The sequence below is a fragment of the Thiolapillus sp. genome, from assembly GCF_048562965.1.
Lineage (GTDB): Bacteria > Pseudomonadota > Gammaproteobacteria > Chromatiales > Chromatiaceae > Thiolapillus > Thiolapillus brandeum_A.
The window spans coordinates 1-15,960 of the sequence record NZ_JBHNMF010000035.1 but is presented as its reverse complement, the minus strand read 5'-3'; the positions used below and the strand labels follow the sequence as shown (position 1 = coordinate 15,960).

Below are 15,960 nucleotides of genomic sequence, written 5' to 3'. Positions count from 1 at the left end.
ACATCAACGCGGCTAAAAATATCCTTGCCGCGGGGGGGCATCCCCGTCTCGATGGAGGAATCCTCGCCCTTCAGGGCGAGTGAGGATGTCAATACTACACTGTGTATGTGCATCTGGAGAAGGGAGGTATCCAGGCTGTGGGAGACTTCCTGAAGCCTAAAGATACTCTTCGTTATGCACGGAAAATAAGCAACGCAGCATCAGTGCCGGTTTTCGATTACAGATACGAATCCGTCACAGAAGAAGCACCCAACACCCACAGCAATCCTGATGATCACCAGAAAACGCCTAACAAAAGACCAAACAGAAGGCCCAAACCATGAGCGAAAAAACCCGTGCTCAAATTTATCGAGCAGATCTGGAAACAAGACATTACTCATTCCACGCCTACGGTATTAGTCCGGAGCATGCCAAGGAAATCTTGGAGGGAACCTGGATGGAACATGTGAAACAAACAGGCGCCGACAAAGATTTCCTGGAACAGTTTGCTGATGATATCCATGTTGAGGCATGTGTGCCGGGGGTGGGCTTGCGCGATGGAGACCAATTGTACCCCCAAGAGGTTGACAGTAGCCGCCCTCGGTCGCGCCCGGGACCAGGGCGGCGCTGAACGAAACAATCAATCTCGTTGGGAAAGCAATTCTTTTATTGTCTTCAGGGTAGGTTCATTCGAGGATAAAAAAACGTGATAGCAGATGAGCCGACACCACCCCCAAGGACGGGGCGCAAGGAATGCGCGAATGTGAAACAAAAAAGCCAACCCCATTAAGGAGTCGGCTCTTTTGCGCTGTTCAATGAGGAACAACTAGGGATCAAGATATATTCTATACGGTGTCACTTAACCTGGTCAAGTGTATCGGGATGCGTGAGGCAACGCGATCAGTTGAGTGCAGGTCGGGCCCCTGAAATAATCTCTTCCGGCACGCCATGCTCTGCCATCAGCGCAGACAATCGCTGATATTCTGAAAGTAGCATCATCCCTGCATAATGCATGTCCTCGGCAGTAAATTCTTTGGGTAGCGGCGGATACGCTGCCCCAGGGTCGCCTGTACCTGCATAAGCGTGTTGAGGATCCTGCACCTTGGTAGGTAAAGGCAAAAGCCCGGTGCGGGCCACCTCCATGCACATTTTCGCAATGCGCTTGAAATCGCTCCTCGCATTTTCTGACACCATGAATTTTCGCTGAATGTCCAAGATGCTCAATTCCGGCATGGAATCCCCCTGCGTCTGCATAATAACCCGTGTTATATGCACTATAGCACTTGCCCAAAGGCGATAACAAGCCCATGGACCACTGATGCGCACCGCGGATCGCCTGCTCCCCCTTCATCTGATTTTGGCTTTTTCCGCCCAGAGTTGAGAGCGGCAAGGAACGATGAAATGTTGTCGAAACGGGGGGCTGCTGCGGGGGGTGTTGTTCAGTAGGAGAGGAGAATAGACCTTTGGCGCGGTAGTTGCGTAGAGTCCTGGCACATAAGCCTGTGGCTTTTTGTATTTCGTCGAAGGTTGCGCCATCCTGGTACATACGAATCGCCTGTTTCCGTTTGGCGGCGCCTTTTTTGCGCCCTCTGGCGGCCTGTCGGGCCGAGAAGGCAGTGTTGCCGCCTGAGAAGAACCTTTGGTTGGACCATACCCACTTGGCAACAGAGCGGGCAATGTGCTTCACTTCGTTGTCCGGCAAGGGGGTGGGGTGCTCCAAGAAGGAGTTGTTTTGAGAGGCGGCCTGGTGGACAGCATCAAACCAACTGTCATAGTCCCGGTAGAGGCAGACAGATTTGTACGCCCAGAAGCGGGTGGTGTCGAACAGGCTGACATTACGAGAGAAGTTATCGTTCTCTTGTGAGGTCAATGGTGCATTGCGGCGGGATGTTTTTTGAAGGTCCACCCATTCTGCGAGTTCCCCCAGTTCATAGGAAATGAGATTCCCGGTAGGCAAGAACGTATGCCACCGCGTAGATAAAGGGTTCTTCGCAATGAACCCGGCGTAGTTCGGATCCGCGTTAAGCTTTTTGGCGAATGCCCGCTTGATGGCGTGGTAATAATCCAGGGGGTGTCTGCGAGCGTTTGGCCCATCAGTGACCGGCGTGGTCAGCGCATAACTGATGTGCGCGTGACCGTTTTTTCTGTTGACCGATACAAGAGAAGGAGGTGGAAGGTTAACCTGTTCCCAGGCGAATGCCGCACCGGCGTAATCGAGGTCGAAGGTCAACCACTGATGTAGCCGGTTATGGTCCATCTGTATAAGCGGAAAGGAGAGGGCTTTGTCTTTCGGCAGAGGGAAACTGCCGTCAGAAAAGCCAATGTTGGCAACGTATGGCCAACTGGGTAGCCGGTTCATGATAAACGTCGCCGCATCTCCGCTGATGCTGGCATGAATAGATCCCATAGAATATAAAATACCGCAATTATTCGGGATCCATCAACTGTGAAGAAAGGCGGTTTATGGGATACCGATAAAAAGTGCCTATAAGTAATTAATTACCAAGAAAAATAAAAATAACTACCGAACTATGGTAAAAGTTAGAAAAATACTATAATGGCAAAAAGCGCCGTACATAATTAAGAGGTAACCTGGTAAAGGAGGAATGAAATATGGAATACATTAGGAAATGGCGTTGGCACCATGAACTGAAAGACCGCTACTACACAGCTGCTGCAGAGGTCGATCTGTTTGGCCGCTGGACCCTCTTAGATTCTTGGGGAGGGCGGCATAATCGTTTGGGTGGAGGGAAGACGGAAACTTACAACAGCTGGAAAGCCCTGGTGCGGGCGGTGGACGCCTTAAACCGTCAGCGGGTTAAGAGAGGGTATGTGTTGAGCACCATGCAGCCGCGGCGCACCACAATAGCACCGCATGGTGCGCCAAACCCAGGAGGCAGCCCGTCAGCGTTACCCAGCAACCCCGAGATTATCCACAGAAACTGTGGATAACCAAAGCAATATGGCAAAAATACAGCCGTAATTGCTTGATGGAAAAGCATATATATGTACTGTATAAATAATGGTCAGTCGGGGGGGCTTAGTGCGCTGTTAAGGAATCCCAACCAATTGACCATCGCTGCGCGAATACGAGAGGAAGAGGATGACGAAAGGTAGGACAGCCATTCGCATAGCACGGCAGGATCCTGCAACGGGGAAGGCAAAGAAGGAGGGATCTCGTTAACCACCATCCCCCCAGTGGCAGCGTCATACGAAACCTGGTGGGTGCGCAGTAGCAGCATAAGCCCCCGAGCGGCAGGCATGCCCGGCAGGTGGCATATGCCGGAACGGATAATATCCTGCCAATCCCGGGCGACAACGAAGCCCGAAGGCAGGTTATTGAGGACAACGCGCTCCACGGTAGCATTTGCCACGGCAGGGGGAGGGGTGTTGGTAGGCGGAATACTGTCGCCCCGCCACCGTATGCCACCGGCTTCTGCGTGCGCGCTAAGAAGCGGGGGGGAGACAGATCCAAGCCCGATAAGCAAGTACCGAAGGGTGACCATGCGGTATATGTTCTCGAAAACATGCCCGAGCTGCTTGGCACGAGAAGGCGCGTAGGCAAACGTAGGGACAATGCCTGGCACCCCCTCGGCTAGAGGAGAGGATGGGATGATGTCAACATTGTCGTGTGCTGGATAATCTGTTTGTATTTGTTCCAGAAGCCGTATTGAATAAAGAGGGGAGGGGATGGCTGTGCCCGTAGTGTTGGGGCTCGTAATCAAGCCCTCTTCGGAAAACAGTCGCGTTGCTGCAGAAAGTGTTTCATCTGGTGTAATGCCGTGAAGGCGCAGCATATCGACCACCAGTTCGTCCGCATTGTACGGCAGCAAAGGGGGAGAGACGTGCGGACGGAACAAGATATTCAAAGTAGATTTCTCAAGCGAGAGCAAATCCTCCCGGGAAGAAAGAGGGGCGTCTCCCTGAAGCGTAATAAGGCGTCCATCATTTGTATTGACGATGAGGCTTGCCCCAATGCGGCCATGACAAGCCACGCGGGACAGCTTTGCCTGGAGGACCGATAGGGGAGGGGAGTAGGTTTTGTTGCTTGCTTGAATGTTGCGAAGATAGCGTGACACGTTGGCCTCGGCCAGGGCGACTCCGCGCAGAACCGGCAACATGGCCGGCGCGAGAGAATACAGCCCACGCAAAGGCTGTCGATTGTTCCAAGCCAGTTTGATTCCTGAAGGAGAAAGGTCAGCGGCGGACATGTGGTGCAAGGGGCCGGCGTATCCCCATTCCGCCAACAAAGCCGCCATGAGTGCGGCTGTGCTGCTGTTGAGTTCGGCGCACACCGTCAGATCATCACATTCCTCCAGGGAGTCTCGCAAAGCAGAAAAGTGATAGGAGCGCGCGGGGGATACAACAGGATGGAGATCCTGGGGCAACGCCATTCCATCAGAGCGCGATTTGGCACGAATCTGCACAAAGTCAAACGGGGCCCAGAGTGTTTGCATATCACCCCGTATATGCTTATGGGTAACCATACCGGGGCCTGCGCCAAGGAATATTCCACCGAAGGTTCTTGCGGCGCGTTCGCTGCTGAACAAGATCAATTGCATCGTAACTGGTATAGTATAGATAGTAGGATAAAACTATTGTAACGAACCCCCCCCAAAAACCTGTATACCCTATAAAAAGAGGCCACAATGGCGAATAATAAAATACTCTACACGCACCTTCTGGAGGAACCGCATACGCTTCCGCCGCCACTCCAGTCAGTTGTACTGAGAGGACCAAATGAAATCATACTGCCACCAATAAAGCATCATTTCGTGGGTGCATTTGGCACGCGATATGGTATGACGGCTAATCAGATCGCTTACCAAGACGCGCTGCAAAAAAACCTTATATCATACATGGTAAGGGTTGCCATTAGAGAGCATAGGGGAACATCTGCAACACGGGTGTCACTGAAAAATTTATGTGATACCGAGTTTCTTTCGATAGAACGGCTGACAAAGGACCTGAATGGAGCGATAAAAGAGGTTTTACACGTCCCGGAAAAAGAGCGCCTGAAAGACTATTTGGAGAAGACCCCATCGGTTATCCCAAAAATATGGGAAGCGCCCGAATTTCAACATATAGGATTGTTGTCCTGGCGGGTTACTGTAAAGCAGTCTGTGATTTTGCAGTACGCGATTGTTAAGTCTGAAGAATGGATAGAGTCTGTTGAGATAACCCACTACAAAGGGGAACAAGGAGAATGGAAGCCCCATGTAGAGCGGCTTTTCAAATAGAAGAAAACGGGGCTCCGCTCCAGGGATCAAGAGCGGAGCCAACGCCAAAAGGAAATGGGTACTCGGTTGCGTAGCACACTCACACGCCACCAGCGCATGAAAACGGCGGCAAACATAACGACCGCCAACAACAAAAGCAGCATGGACATGAAAAGATTCTTGTCCACAAAATAGAAGGCCCCGGATACCATAAAAAATATGATGATGACATAGATGGCAATCTCAAAGGTCATGTTGCGAATCACAATCGCCAGCTCGTCCTTTTCGATGCCCCATTCACGCATCAGGGCGTCAAAATTATCAGGGAACACCCCAGGGGCGGCCCTTCTTAATCGAAGGTAGCTCATCAGGTTTCTGTAACCGGCGAAAACGCCCTTGCGGAACCCTCCATCCCCAACGGATTCTTTCCACCGCTTCCCCAGGTTGGGCGAAAACAGCCGCCAGGCTTTTTTTATCGCTCTCGGTTCATCGTTGATCTTGTTGCGTGCCACAGGATATTCCCCTGCCTTCTGTAGAATAACTACCATCGTTATAGCACACACAAAGGCATTTTCTGTGGTATCTGTGGAAGGAGAAAACCGGTCGCCCTCGCTGGCGTGGCTCGAAGACGGGGTGCTGCGCCTGTTATCACGTCATGACATCAGCGTTCGCTACAAAGAAGATGCCCTGTCCCATTATGAGGCGGCCGCATATGATGGGGGGCTTCCAATATTGGTGGGAGATCTGCTGCGCCTACTGGCGGCACTGGGCAACGAAGGAATACTGGAAGGCATTTCTGTAGAAGAAACGGACAACTCCCTTTTGGGGTACAAACTGGTTATTACGAAAGAAGAGAAGGCCCGTGAATCGGTGGCAGTTGCCACATTGATGATCACCAGCAATATACGACACCTGCTATCGTTGTCACCTGATAAAAGCGTGGACCTCCATCAATGTCAGAATAGCGCATACAACCTGCAGGATTTGTTGGCCAATAACAGGCGCGCACGGGTAATTACAAATAAAGCAGATGAGCAGGAGGCCCCACAATAATGCGAGGGGGCGTCGATCAAAGCGACAGCCGGACAAACCTGGTCATCATCATCGTGTTGGCCGTGGGGTCAATGGTGCTCATGTATCTCTATCGGCACAATCCTGGGCCGATTAACACCTACTTGCTGGTCGGGGGGTATTATGCGTTGTGGCCCTGGGCGAAACTGGCGGAATGGCTTGCCTCTGTGGGCATTGTTCAATGGGAACGCCCGATAAGGGCAATGGCGGGTATAAGGCATGCCAATCCGGCGGAACTGTCCGCAGGGAATGTGATAACCATCCTGAACTACACATTCCGATATTACGCGCTGGTGATCGGCCCGTGGGTACTGTTCCTCGCATGGCGCATGTGGCGGGATTCTCCCCGGCGTCGTTTTCAGCGCGAATGGCAGGATCCGCAGGGCGGCATCCAGCGCCTGATGAGACAGAATGTGTCGCTGTTTCCCGTGTTGGCGCCGGTAGCCTGGCGGCATGTAGAAAAAGAACCGCAGTTTGAAGGGCGGTGGGCCGTGGCCTGGAATCATGTGTCCTGGGGATTGATGCATGGCGTATTCGCTCATGTGCGGGGCGCTCCGGAGGAAGAAAGACGTAAACAGGCCATTGATGTAGCCACGGCACAGCTTATCCCGCCACAACAGTGGCGACTGCTGCCCACTCAACTGGAAAGGGCGGTGGCGTTGCAGGTGTACCCGCCTATTACATGGCAGTCACCGAATAGTGGTGACCCAGAAAAACAGGGGGGGGCAGCGCCTGGCGACTATCGTGAGCCTAGTGACCGGGTGGGTAAGGCGCTCGCCGGGGTGTTTATGGCATTTGCCGTGGGGAATGAAAAAAGCCGGAAAGAGGCGCGGCATGCCCTGGATGAAATGGCGCTCTCGTATCAGGAAGGCGAAACGCCGAAGGAAGATCGCCTGTATACAGATGCGGCGGATGCGCTGTATGAAAAGTATGCGCTGGAACCGCGTTTCATCACATTGCGAAAAAAACACGGATATTGGCTGCCTGTTTGGTTGACCGCACTTTATACGGAGGCGCAAACAAAAGGCTCTTTGCCCTCTTTTGAGTTCATCTGGCTTCGCCCGCATAACCGGGCGCTGTGGTATGCCATGAACCAGGTGGGAAGAGGCGGCGAGAACCATGCCGCCTGGGCGGAAGCCATGGGGGTTTATGCACATTACGACGCGGAGCAGGTGGCCGGGTATCCGCTGGATACGCCTACCGTGCAAAAGGCGCTTGAGTCCGTGACGGAACGCTATACGAAGGAGGGGTGGCTTGGTCGCAGAACGTAAACCCCGCCGCCCCGTTGATGAACGGGACCAGCTAGATTTTTCCCGCATAAAACGGGACGTTCGGCCCGCGTGGGAAAGCGCCTGGATACTGCTTGGTCAGCCGGTGCCCCTGGCAATACTGCTGGGGGCGGGGAGCATCATCATCATGGTGTTGCCGGTGCTGTTGCCGTTGTTCCTGTTGTTTTCCCCGATATTGATGGCGCGTTACCGCACGGCACGGCGTGAACACCTGAATATGCGCCTCCCTAAAATTATCGGTAATGTCACCGACTATGGTCAGCGTCTGCCAAGCGGCAAGAAGCAGCGGTGGAGCAAAGCGGACGGCACCTTTTTGTTCGGCAACGCCGCATTGGCCAACGATGTGACAGAGTTGTACTACGCAACAGGCGACATACTGACACACATGCTGGTTCTGGGCACAACCGGTGCCGGTAAAACCGAATCAATGTTGTCGCTGGCGATCAATGCGTTGGCGCAGGCATCAAGTTTTTCCTATACCGATCCCAAGGGTTCGGTGAAGCTGTATGCGCAAGCCAGTACTGCCGCGCGCCTATTTGGTAGAGATGATGATTTACTGCTGCAATCATTCATAACGCCCGAGCGCCAACTGTCGTCTGATGATTACTTGCGCGTCAGCAACACAACCAACCCCCTGAGCAGGGGGACATCAGATTCCTGCCTGCAAATCATGGCGTCATTGATCAAGGTGGGTGATGGGGATAACGCCATCTTTGGGCAAAACGCGCAAACCCTGATGTCGGGGCTCCTGGATGCGCTGGTATCGAAACGCAATAACAGCAACTTCGTGCTGTCGTTCAGAAGCCTGGGGCATTATCTACAGGCGCAGAATGCGGTGACGCTGCTAGAAGATGAAGCGGTGGACGAAAGAGCAAAAGACGAACTGCTCCGCTCATTGAGCAACCTCGGCTATCAGCCAGGTAAAAAGTTCGAACAGCAGGGGGATGCATTCTATGACCAGTACCAGTATGCCTCCGCCTATTTTGCCCTGGGCGTAAAAATAATGGGGTCGGTACACAACAATGTGTTCGGCGTGGAAATCGGGGACATCGACCCGGTTGATGTCATCCGGCAGCGACGGATCCAGGTCACCATTCTCCCTGCCATGCAAAAAGCGCCGGCCCAATTGGCGGAATTGGGCAAGGTAATACTGACGGCGCAGCGGACTGCCGTTTCCATAGGCTTGGGCGTATGGATAGAGGGGCACAGGACAGACACACTGGAATCAATACCGACACTGGGACGCTCACCATTTTTGAACATGGTGGATGAATTCGCGGCCATACCCATCGAGGGATTCGAGATACTGTTGACCCAGGGCCGGTCATTGGGGATTGCTACCATCATTGGCAACCAGGATGCGGCGGGCATCATGGAGGTGTCAAAAAAGATGTGGCACCAGATTGTCTCGAACACAAAGATCAAGGCCATACTGGCGCAGGAAGACCCACAGGTGACCTTCGATCTGGTCAAAGCGCTAACCGGGAGTGCATTCGTATCTCAATCAAGTGGATTTGACGGGGCTTCGACGATGTTCTCCTATCGGGATCAGCTGCAGGCCAATGTGCAGCAAGTAGAAATCGCTGATTTTCGGGATTTGCAGGAACTGGTGGAGGGGGAGTGTTTCCTGTCCTTCCGAGGGAAGTGGATCCCGGCAAAGACCTTTTATGCCAACCCTGACCCACAACCCGGTCAGCATGACATCATTCATCGTTTTGTCCCGCTCTACCCGCCTACTCGTGCGGAGGTAGAGATTAACCTGGGACGCGCAGAGGAACTGGCAAGGGTGATAGGCCGCTGGGTAGCGGAATCCGGTGAACAGGATGCGGCGGAAGAAGGGGGGGTGCCGGGGCCTGTAGAGGCCGTATTGTCTGTTCCTCTGCGCCGTAAAGTCCAAGGACAGAACTGGGCGGCCGCCGCCATGGCGGCGATGATGCACGAAGAGGCGGGGCGCAAGGCAAAAAACGTACGAAAGTTCTTGGAGGCCAAACAGAATCAGTTGCCCCCGGCATCGGAGGAAAAGGAAAGGCAGGCGCCAGAGGCTGATGCTGAATCCTCGCGCCTCGCAGATCCCTTTGCTGATCCCGCATCCGAGGTGAAGCAAAAAGAAGAAGTGCGAGTAGAGCCCCCCAAAGAAGAGGAGGCGGTGGATGAACAATCCCAGGCCCCTGATGGTGTGGAAAAGGACGGACAACTGAAGAAAGCGTCTCGTTCATGGGCGGATTACATGATGGAAATGGATGCCGACCAGGCCGCCCTGAAAGAGGATCTTGAGGATATCGAAGAAGAGCTTGGCGGTGGCGGAGGAGGGCGCGCAGAAGGGCCGATTACGGAGCAGGAGATCAGGGAAACGCAAACAAGCCTGTTGCCCCCGAAAAAAGAGACAACAAGAGAACATATAGCGAAAAAGGTGGACAAGGCACTCGAAAACGCCTATCCGGTCACCCCAGAGCCAGAAGAAAAGACGACCGATGAGATACAAGACCTGGTGGAAAGCGTACTGAAAGGAGCGGCAGGATGGCAGGTAAAATAGAGGGGCGTTGCGCGCCCTGGTAATTATGTGTTATATATCCTTTAAGCACATTTTTTGGAGAAAATTAAATGTCGGCAGGTTACGCGGGTAAATTCTTTACAGCGGGCAATGCGGCGGGCGCACCGCCAGCTCCGGCGGGCAACGATGCCCCCCCAGAAAAAGACAAGGCAGACAAAGGGGGCGTGTTGGGCGGTATAGCAAAAAAGGCCATCAGCGCGGCTAAAAGCAACGCGCATAGCCGCAACGCCATACGGCGACGCCTCAACACCTTGATGCAGGTGGAGGCGCCACTGCGCGCTTACGGGGAAACCGTATCAATGTTTGGCGATGATGGGCGGCCGACCCCGGAAGTAATGGAGATACTTAAGGCGCACAAAGCGGCGGTCGAAAAAACCGCCGAAAAATTAGGCAGCGCCCCATCGGAGATAAGTGGATACCTCAATGGCCCGGTTATGCGCCATATACTCGATCAACTGGCAGGGGGCATGAAGCCCTCTGACCTTGATCCCGAAACGACAGCCAACAGTGTGGCGGGGTTGGTTACTGCGCTTCCGGAACGCCCGGATCAGTTTTTCATGCCCATACAGGAGCCGCTGCAGGCTCAACTACAGGAGGCGGGCCACCAGATGGAGCTAAGGGTGGAACTGGGTCGAGCCATGCGCCCATTTGGCAACATGATGGAAACGGTGCTTAATGGCCGATCCAGCCACGAAGTGGCGGACAGTTTGTTTGAGATGTGTGTTCAAAAAGCAGATGCCGATGCGACCGTGTTGTGCAATAACCACGACACCCCTGATGATGCGCCGGACAGGTCTATCGCACGCGCCTCCCTGCTGAAAACCTATGCGCATACGGTGGCGGTTGGAGCCATGTGGGACAGAATCGATGAACTGAAGGCGCGGTTGACCCAGATAAGGAAAAGCCAGGATCGAGAAGTCTATCAAGCACTACTGAAAGAACTGAAAGAGGCATCCCCGGACTGGGTAAGCCAAGAGTCCTGGAAGGGCTGCGAAAAGGTGATAGGCCAACTGATCCTGAAGGTTGACGCAGCCCCCCCTAAAGGGGGACTGGACAGCAACAATCCGAAGCCTCGGTAATCGATAGTGAATACAGCAGAACTGAAAAGGGCCAATAATGGATTTCAGTTAATGGCCGCCAGCATGGACATGGAACGGTGGCTAGAGCAGCAGCGTAAAAATGGGAATGTGCATATGCACAGCACCCACCACTGGCAGGTACGCCATACACTGGCATTGCGCCACTTTTATCTGGTAGAGGAGGCGGGGCTGGTGTTGGCCATGTGGCCCGAAACCACGACGCCATGGTTCGCCATGCTGCCCTGGAACAAGCTGCTGGTGAAAAAAGGTCTGCGCGCTGCAACAGGATCATCAAAATTTCGTTTGGCTATTGATGGACCCAAAACATTTATCTTTGACATCGAGGCAGATGGCGTGATCACCGAGATGTTGGCGGATGTCTATGACGAGATCAGTATTGGGGTATGCGAACCGAAAGAACAGCGCCGCGGCGTTGTAATTGAACATCGCAGCGAACCTTTTCCCATTGTCAACATATAAACCAGGAGAACAATGATGTCAGAAACAACAGAAGCGTTGCCATTGGATTTAGGGGTGATCGCAGGAATGCCGGATACGGTTGTAGGCGGTGAGGGCGTCATGGTCGCGGCGGGAGATCATGACAACATTGTGCTGGGGCGCAATGCATCGGGAATGGCGGGCGCTCACAGCACCATCCAGGCTGGTGATTGGTCCCGGGCTGTTGCGGGAGATTATGCTGTCTCTGTTGCCCAGCGCAACGGGCATGCCATAACCGGCATGCGCGGGCTGTCCATTGCGGGCCGGCGTGGATTTGCCCACGCCGGTGACGGCGGTATCGCAGTAGCCGGATTTGATGATGCGGTAGATACCGCATTGAGGAACCTGTCCGCCCAGCGCGCCGCCCTGGAAGAAGATGGGTTCGCCTATGAAATGGATATGGAGTCCTTGTTGGATGATGACGAAATGGAGGCCATATTGAGTATCAATCTCGCGGGAGCGGAAGGGGAGGCCCATGTCGGCAGCATAGGAATAGCCGTGGTGGCGCAGTTTGGCGTCGCAGTAGGTGGGGCGTTGAGTGTGGTCCGTGCGGGTGATTACGGACATGCCACAGCCGGCAACGGGGGGGTGGTTATTGCCGGGAAGCATGGCCACCTCACTCTGCGGGATGAAAACGGCCGGTTTGTCTCAGCGACAATCGACAACAAGAAATATCACCCGGACACACCATATTGCCTGGTCAACGGCAAATTGGTGGTGGCGAAACATATTGTGATGTGAAGATGTCACTCCTCACCAACCAACAATGGAGACGAATATGGAAGGCATGTTAAACCCGAGCCCCGCTACACGGCCCACAGGCAGAACGGCCACGGTGCCGGATTCCAGCTTCATTCGCACCCAGAAAGGGGGCATGACCATTGCTGCCGGAGACGGCGCAGAAATCACCATCGGCAACGACAGTGTGGTGAACATGCGGGGCGACCTGCGTATCAACGCAGGCCCGGGAACCCTTCTTGTCGCCCGGCCAGAGAAAGGCGGGGTACGCACCCTGGTCGCTGGCCAGGATTTTCCGGCGGGAGAGTTTGTCACCATTGGGCGAAACGGGGAGGTCCTGGGGCAAGACGCGCCTGTATCTCGGAAACCCCGGATGTAGAGAGCGTGGCGGCAAAGCGAAAAATAGAGGATGTCGGCCAGAAAATCGGGGGTGCCCGCAAGGATACCCACGGTAACGGTATTTGGTCCCGGGATTTGCCGGATACCGAAGAGGTCCCGGGGCTGGGGAAACTCTGGCCAGCGGTAGATTACGAGCGCCTGGCCAAGGAAAGCAATAGCCGTGGGCTTGAAGGTGGGTTTGTGGCTTCGGCAGAAAAGGTGTTGCGCGCCGCCGTGCCAACCAGGCCGCGCCGATCATACAGGGTGCGAAGTTGGGCAGCAGACGTGGATCGCCTCCATGATTTGGCTGTACAGGTGCGCGAGGGCAAAATCACCACCAATGATTCGCTGAAGGAGGCGCTTCAAGAACAGCGCTGGAGGCATCGCCCGGTGTTGCCGGAAGATATCCATTTGCGCGTCAGCCTGCTCGAAAAAGCGGGCTTCCCCAAAGCGCTGCGGAAGATAAACCTTGGAAAGCTCAGGGTGAGCAAACACAGGGGAGAAGGACAGTATTACTGGGGTTACGGTAACGGGGGAGCGCTGGATGGAATGACCCTCTCGCAGGCATTGCCGAAGATTGCCGAATGGTATGAAAATGACAGAAAAAGGAAGGATGCCGGTCAACGGAAAACGAAAAAACCGCCAAAGATACATGGCTACCAAGTCAGGGATGACGACATAAATGGATACGTGTTGGGATTCAGAAAGAATGGCGTAGTGGTCTTTCTGGCAAACCGGACGTTTGAACAGCGGTCCGACATGTGGCATTACTACCAGGAGCACAGAAAGGATCTTCAAGAAGAGGCGATGGCGGCGACGTCCCCCATCAAGATGCGCTACAGCACCAATCGGCCACGAACTGGGCCGGACCGGCGTGGGGCGCGGGCGATAACCCCGGAGGAACTGCTGGAAACATTCGGGTTTCGGGGGATCGAGTTCGGTAACTGGGTCAACCAGAAAGAACGACAGAAAGTGGTGTCGGTAGCGTATGACGCCTTATGCGACATGAGTGAGGCCCTGGGGCTGCCAAGGTCAGCCATGGGGCTTGATGGAAGCCTGGGGTTGGCCTTCGGGGCCCGGGGCAAAGGTGGGCGAACAGCCGCCCACTATGAACCGGATTACAAGGTGATCAACTTGACGAAACCTTCTGGGGCGGGCAATTTGGCACATGAGTGGTTCCATGCGTTGGACAACCACCTGGGAAACTGGAGCGGAATTGTTGGCAGCGGCGGGCACGGCTCGCATCTGACGAGCTGGGCGGAGGCGCCGACGCGCGGGAGAGCGCGGTTGTCGGTGGCGCGCAGCCTGACTATGCCGCTGATTACCGGCATTTATGTTGGGATCTCGGAGGTGATGGAAGCCATGGAGTCGCCGCACAGTGAACTGGCGCGGCGTAGCAAGAACGCCGATGCCACGAGGCGTAAAGCCTATTACCGCACCCCATGGGAACGGGGTGCGCGGGCGTTTGAGGCGTATGTGAAGCACAAGCTAAAGCAAGGCGGTATCACCAATGATTTCCTGGTGAATTACCGAAGCGAAGGGGAAACGGTGTCAAAAAATTATCCCTTTCCCACTGAAGCGGAAATGCCGGCATTTACCCGGGGATTCAATTATCTGTTCACGCAGCTGCGGCAATTGCCGCAGCTGCGTGAACCTCCAATACTAATCATGGAGAGTCACAATGAATACAGCCCAATCCCTCCCTCCACTGGAAGTCGGAACGGCAGCGCACAGGGTGCTAACGCAGCTCGGCGTAGAGGGCCGTCTTGATCTGGAGATCGTGGAAAGCGAACGCTACCTGCCACGGGCCATTCGAGAACATGCAATGGAAGCCGGTGTGTCCGGCGGCGTCAGCGCCGTGTATTACGATAACCGTATTTATGTGGTGTCTGACCAGATGACCAGTGAAGAAGACGTGGAGCGTGCTGTGCTGTATCAGGGCATGGGGCACGCCGCATTGCGGGAATATATGTCAGCCATGCTTCGCCCCCTGGTAGGGCGTCTTTATCTGCGCCTTGGTGGAGATGAGGGCGTACAGCAGATGGCTGCAGATATGGGTATTCAACTTGATGCCGGCATACAGGGCCTTGATGAAACTGACCGGTGCCTGTACATCACCGAGGAGCTGTTGGCCAAAGCCCAGGCACAAAAATCCGCCCCGAGCAGGCTTCTCCGCGAGAAGCTTGATGATGCGGTGAAAACCATGGTCGGTGGCATCCGTGATGGTTTGCGTCAGATGGGCATACTCAACATGCAGGTCAACACGGCCGATATGATGTTTCTGCTCAAGCGTATTCGCCAAGGGTTCTTTGCGGGCAAAAAACACGATGAGATGCCGCCTCCGAGTTTTCTTCGAAAAGGAAGGCTGCGAAGAAAAGAAGGCCGACAGCGCTATGTGGGGTTGTTTGACCACAAGGAAACCAGCAGCAAGCAACGCCCTTGATGTAGCCGGCACCGGGATAGACCCGGTGCCGGCCAAAACATCAGTCAGTGGGTCGAGCGCGATAGCGGGGACTGTGATTTGGACGGGGGCGCAGGCAGGGCACGATTGGTGGCGTCACCCAGGCATTTGTCCGGGTTCTTAATAGCCTCGATGCGCTGAAGCAGCCTGGAGTTTCGCCGCGGAGTGCGGAATGGTGTCGCAGATGGGGGCGCAGGGATCCACCTGATATTTTATCATCAGGCGGAGCTCGTGATCTGTGTACTCCCCCCTGAGCAGGCGTGGCTTCAAATCGGCTTCATATCGAATTACAAGCTCCTCTCCCCGCTGGCGCAGATAATAAGCATCCTGCCTGTCGATGTCGCCACCAACAATGGTGAACGCCACAATCCCAAGGGGCGTGTTCTTGGCCCGGGCCAACCCGATAAATTTATCCGCAGACGGCGTTTCACCATCAATTTTACGGATGATGTCCGCTGGTGTGATCAACCAGTATCTGTGTTTTGTATCACGCACAATCTGATTCAGTGCATACTTTACTTGCGGGATGGAATAGTCATCTTTGAGGGATTCAAAGGCCATGATGACAGCATCTTCATCCAGGCGGTTTTCAGCGCCAATGGTAAGGGAGGCCCCGCACCAGGCCGCCGAAAATTCCTCGACTTCGTCATCCGTCATCATTTGTCGTGATGTAACTACTCACCCCTATCAGCATAGA

The 15,960-nt window shown here is 54.4% G+C and carries 16 protein-coding genes; 12 read left to right on the top strand and 4 right to left on the bottom strand.

Annotated features, from left to right (window positions below):
- Positions 1 to 319 precede the first annotated feature (319 nt).
- Positions 320 to 610, top strand: a complete 291-nt coding sequence (locus ACOCD2_RS03820; RefSeq protein ID WP_293644899.1) for a hypothetical protein — start codon at positions 320 to 322, stop codon at positions 608 to 610.
- Between the two features lie 237 nt (positions 611 to 847).
- Here the strand turns inward: ACOCD2_RS03820 and ACOCD2_RS03815 are convergent, their stop codons facing one another.
- Positions 848 to 2,338 (bottom strand): replication initiation protein, encoded by a 1,491-nt coding sequence (locus ACOCD2_RS03815; RefSeq protein ID WP_293644901.1) that lies wholly within the window; start codon positions 2,336 to 2,338, stop codon positions 848 to 850.
- 254 nt (positions 2,339 to 2,592) lie between these two features.
- Between ACOCD2_RS03815 and ACOCD2_RS03810 the strand changes: the two genes are divergently transcribed.
- Entirely contained in the window at positions 2,593 to 2,931 is a 339-nt protein-coding gene (locus ACOCD2_RS03810) for a WGR domain-containing protein (protein ID WP_419625609.1), read from the top strand.
- 74 nt (positions 2,932 to 3,005) lie between these two features.
- On the opposite strand, the gene ACOCD2_RS03805 is transcribed toward ACOCD2_RS03810, so the two are convergent.
- A complete protein-coding gene (locus ACOCD2_RS03805; RefSeq protein WP_293701443.1) occupies positions 3,006 to 4,436 on the bottom strand; it encodes a hypothetical protein in 1,431 nt (476 codons plus the stop codon).
- A 192-nt stretch (positions 4,437 to 4,628) separates the two neighbouring features.
- On the opposite strand from ACOCD2_RS03805, the gene ACOCD2_RS03800 reads away from it, so the two are divergent.
- Positions 4,629 to 5,219: a hypothetical protein gene (locus ACOCD2_RS03800; protein WP_293644905.1), complete on the top strand. Its 591-nt coding sequence runs from the start codon at positions 4,629 to 4,631 to the stop codon at positions 5,217 to 5,219.
- 26 nt (positions 5,220 to 5,245) lie between these two features.
- Here ACOCD2_RS03800 and ACOCD2_RS03795 read toward each other — a convergent pair whose 3' ends face one another.
- Positions 5,246 to 5,710, bottom strand: a complete 465-nt coding sequence (locus tag ACOCD2_RS03795; protein WP_293644907.1) for a hypothetical protein — start codon at positions 5,708 to 5,710, stop codon at positions 5,246 to 5,248.
- Positions 5,711 to 5,783: 73 nt separating this feature from the next.
- Here ACOCD2_RS03795 and ACOCD2_RS03790 point away from each other — a divergent pair, with 73 nt between their 5' ends.
- The 9 genes from ACOCD2_RS03790 to ACOCD2_RS03750 all read left to right on the top strand — a co-directional run bounded on the left by ACOCD2_RS03790 (position 5,784) and on the right by ACOCD2_RS03750 (position 15,245).
- The gene (locus ACOCD2_RS03790) at positions 5,784 to 6,251 is read left to right on the top strand and encodes a hypothetical protein (protein ID WP_293644909.1); all 468 of its coding nucleotides are present in this window, start codon (positions 5,784 to 5,786) and stop codon (positions 6,249 to 6,251) included.
- A complete protein-coding gene (locus tag ACOCD2_RS03785; protein ID WP_293672559.1) occupies positions 6,251 to 7,540 on the top strand; it encodes a hypothetical protein in 1,290 nt (429 codons plus the stop codon). The genes ACOCD2_RS03790 and ACOCD2_RS03785 overlap by 1 nt, the downstream gene beginning before the upstream one ends.
- Positions 7,524 to 10,091 carry a type IV secretory system conjugative DNA transfer family protein gene (locus tag ACOCD2_RS03780; RefSeq protein WP_293644913.1) on the top strand — a complete coding sequence of 856 codons (2,568 nt, stop codon included), beginning with the start codon at positions 7,524 to 7,526 and terminating at the stop codon, positions 10,089 to 10,091. The genes ACOCD2_RS03785 and ACOCD2_RS03780 overlap by 17 nt, the downstream gene beginning before the upstream one ends.
- A 68-nt stretch (positions 10,092 to 10,159) precedes the next feature.
- The gene (locus tag ACOCD2_RS03775; protein ID WP_293644915.1) at positions 10,160 to 11,188 is read left to right on the top strand and encodes a hypothetical protein; all 1,029 of its coding nucleotides are present in this window, start codon (positions 10,160 to 10,162) and stop codon (positions 11,186 to 11,188) included.
- A gap of 6 nt (positions 11,189 to 11,194) precedes the next feature.
- A complete protein-coding gene (locus tag ACOCD2_RS03770) occupies positions 11,195 to 11,668 on the top strand; it encodes a hypothetical protein (RefSeq protein WP_293644917.1) in 474 nt (157 codons plus the stop codon).
- 15 nt (positions 11,669 to 11,683) lie between these two features.
- A complete protein-coding gene (locus ACOCD2_RS03765) occupies positions 11,684 to 12,427 on the top strand; it encodes a hypothetical protein (RefSeq protein ID WP_293644919.1) in 744 nt (247 codons plus the stop codon).
- Positions 12,428 to 12,464: 37 nt separating this feature from the next.
- A complete protein-coding gene (locus tag ACOCD2_RS03760; protein WP_293644921.1) occupies positions 12,465 to 12,803 on the top strand; it encodes a hypothetical protein in 339 nt (112 codons plus the stop codon).
- A 95-nt stretch (positions 12,804 to 12,898) separates the two neighbouring features.
- Positions 12,899 to 14,572, top strand: a complete 1,674-nt coding sequence (locus ACOCD2_RS03755; protein ID WP_293652450.1) for an LPD1 domain-containing protein — start codon at positions 12,899 to 12,901, stop codon at positions 14,570 to 14,572.
- Complete coding sequence (locus tag ACOCD2_RS03750; protein ID WP_293644925.1) at positions 14,538 to 15,245, top strand: hypothetical protein; 708 nt, start codon at positions 14,538 to 14,540, stop codon at positions 15,243 to 15,245. The genes ACOCD2_RS03755 and ACOCD2_RS03750 overlap by 35 nt, the downstream gene beginning before the upstream one ends.
- A 138-nt stretch (positions 15,246 to 15,383) precedes the next feature.
- Here ACOCD2_RS03750 and ACOCD2_RS03745 read toward each other — a convergent pair whose 3' ends face one another.
- Entirely contained in the window at positions 15,384 to 15,920 is a 537-nt protein-coding gene (locus ACOCD2_RS03745) for a hypothetical protein (protein ID WP_293644927.1), read from the bottom strand.
- Positions 15,921 to 15,960 lie beyond the last annotated feature (40 nt).

Coding starts and splice junctions, on each gene's coding strand:
- ACOCD2_RS03785 (WP_293672559.1), top strand. CDS start 6,251: ATGCGAGGGGGCGTCGATCAAAGCGACAGCCGGACAAACCTGGTCATC.
- ACOCD2_RS03820 (WP_293644899.1), top strand. CDS start 320: ATGAGCGAAAAAACCCGTGCTCAAATTTATCGAGCAGATCTGGAAACA.
- ACOCD2_RS03810 (WP_419625609.1), top strand. CDS start 2,593: ATGGAATACATTAGGAAATGGCGTTGGCACCATGAACTGAAAGACCGC.
- ACOCD2_RS03745 (WP_293644927.1), bottom strand. CDS start 15,920: ATGACGGATGACGAAGTCGAGGAATTTTCGGCGGCCTGGTGCGGGGCC.
- ACOCD2_RS03805 (WP_293701443.1), bottom strand. CDS start 4,436: ATGCAAACACTCTGGGCCCCGTTTGACTTTGTGCAGATTCGTGCCAAA.
- ACOCD2_RS03800 (WP_293644905.1), top strand. CDS start 4,629: ATGGCGAATAATAAAATACTCTACACGCACCTTCTGGAGGAACCGCAT.
- ACOCD2_RS03815 (WP_293644901.1), bottom strand. CDS start 2,338: ATGAACCGGCTACCCAGTTGGCCATACGTTGCCAACATTGGCTTTTCT.
- ACOCD2_RS03760 (WP_293644921.1), top strand. CDS start 12,465: ATGGAAGGCATGTTAAACCCGAGCCCCGCTACACGGCCCACAGGCAGA.
- ACOCD2_RS03765 (WP_293644919.1), top strand. CDS start 11,684: ATGTCAGAAACAACAGAAGCGTTGCCATTGGATTTAGGGGTGATCGCA.
- ACOCD2_RS03775 (WP_293644915.1), top strand. CDS start 10,160: ATGTCGGCAGGTTACGCGGGTAAATTCTTTACAGCGGGCAATGCGGCG.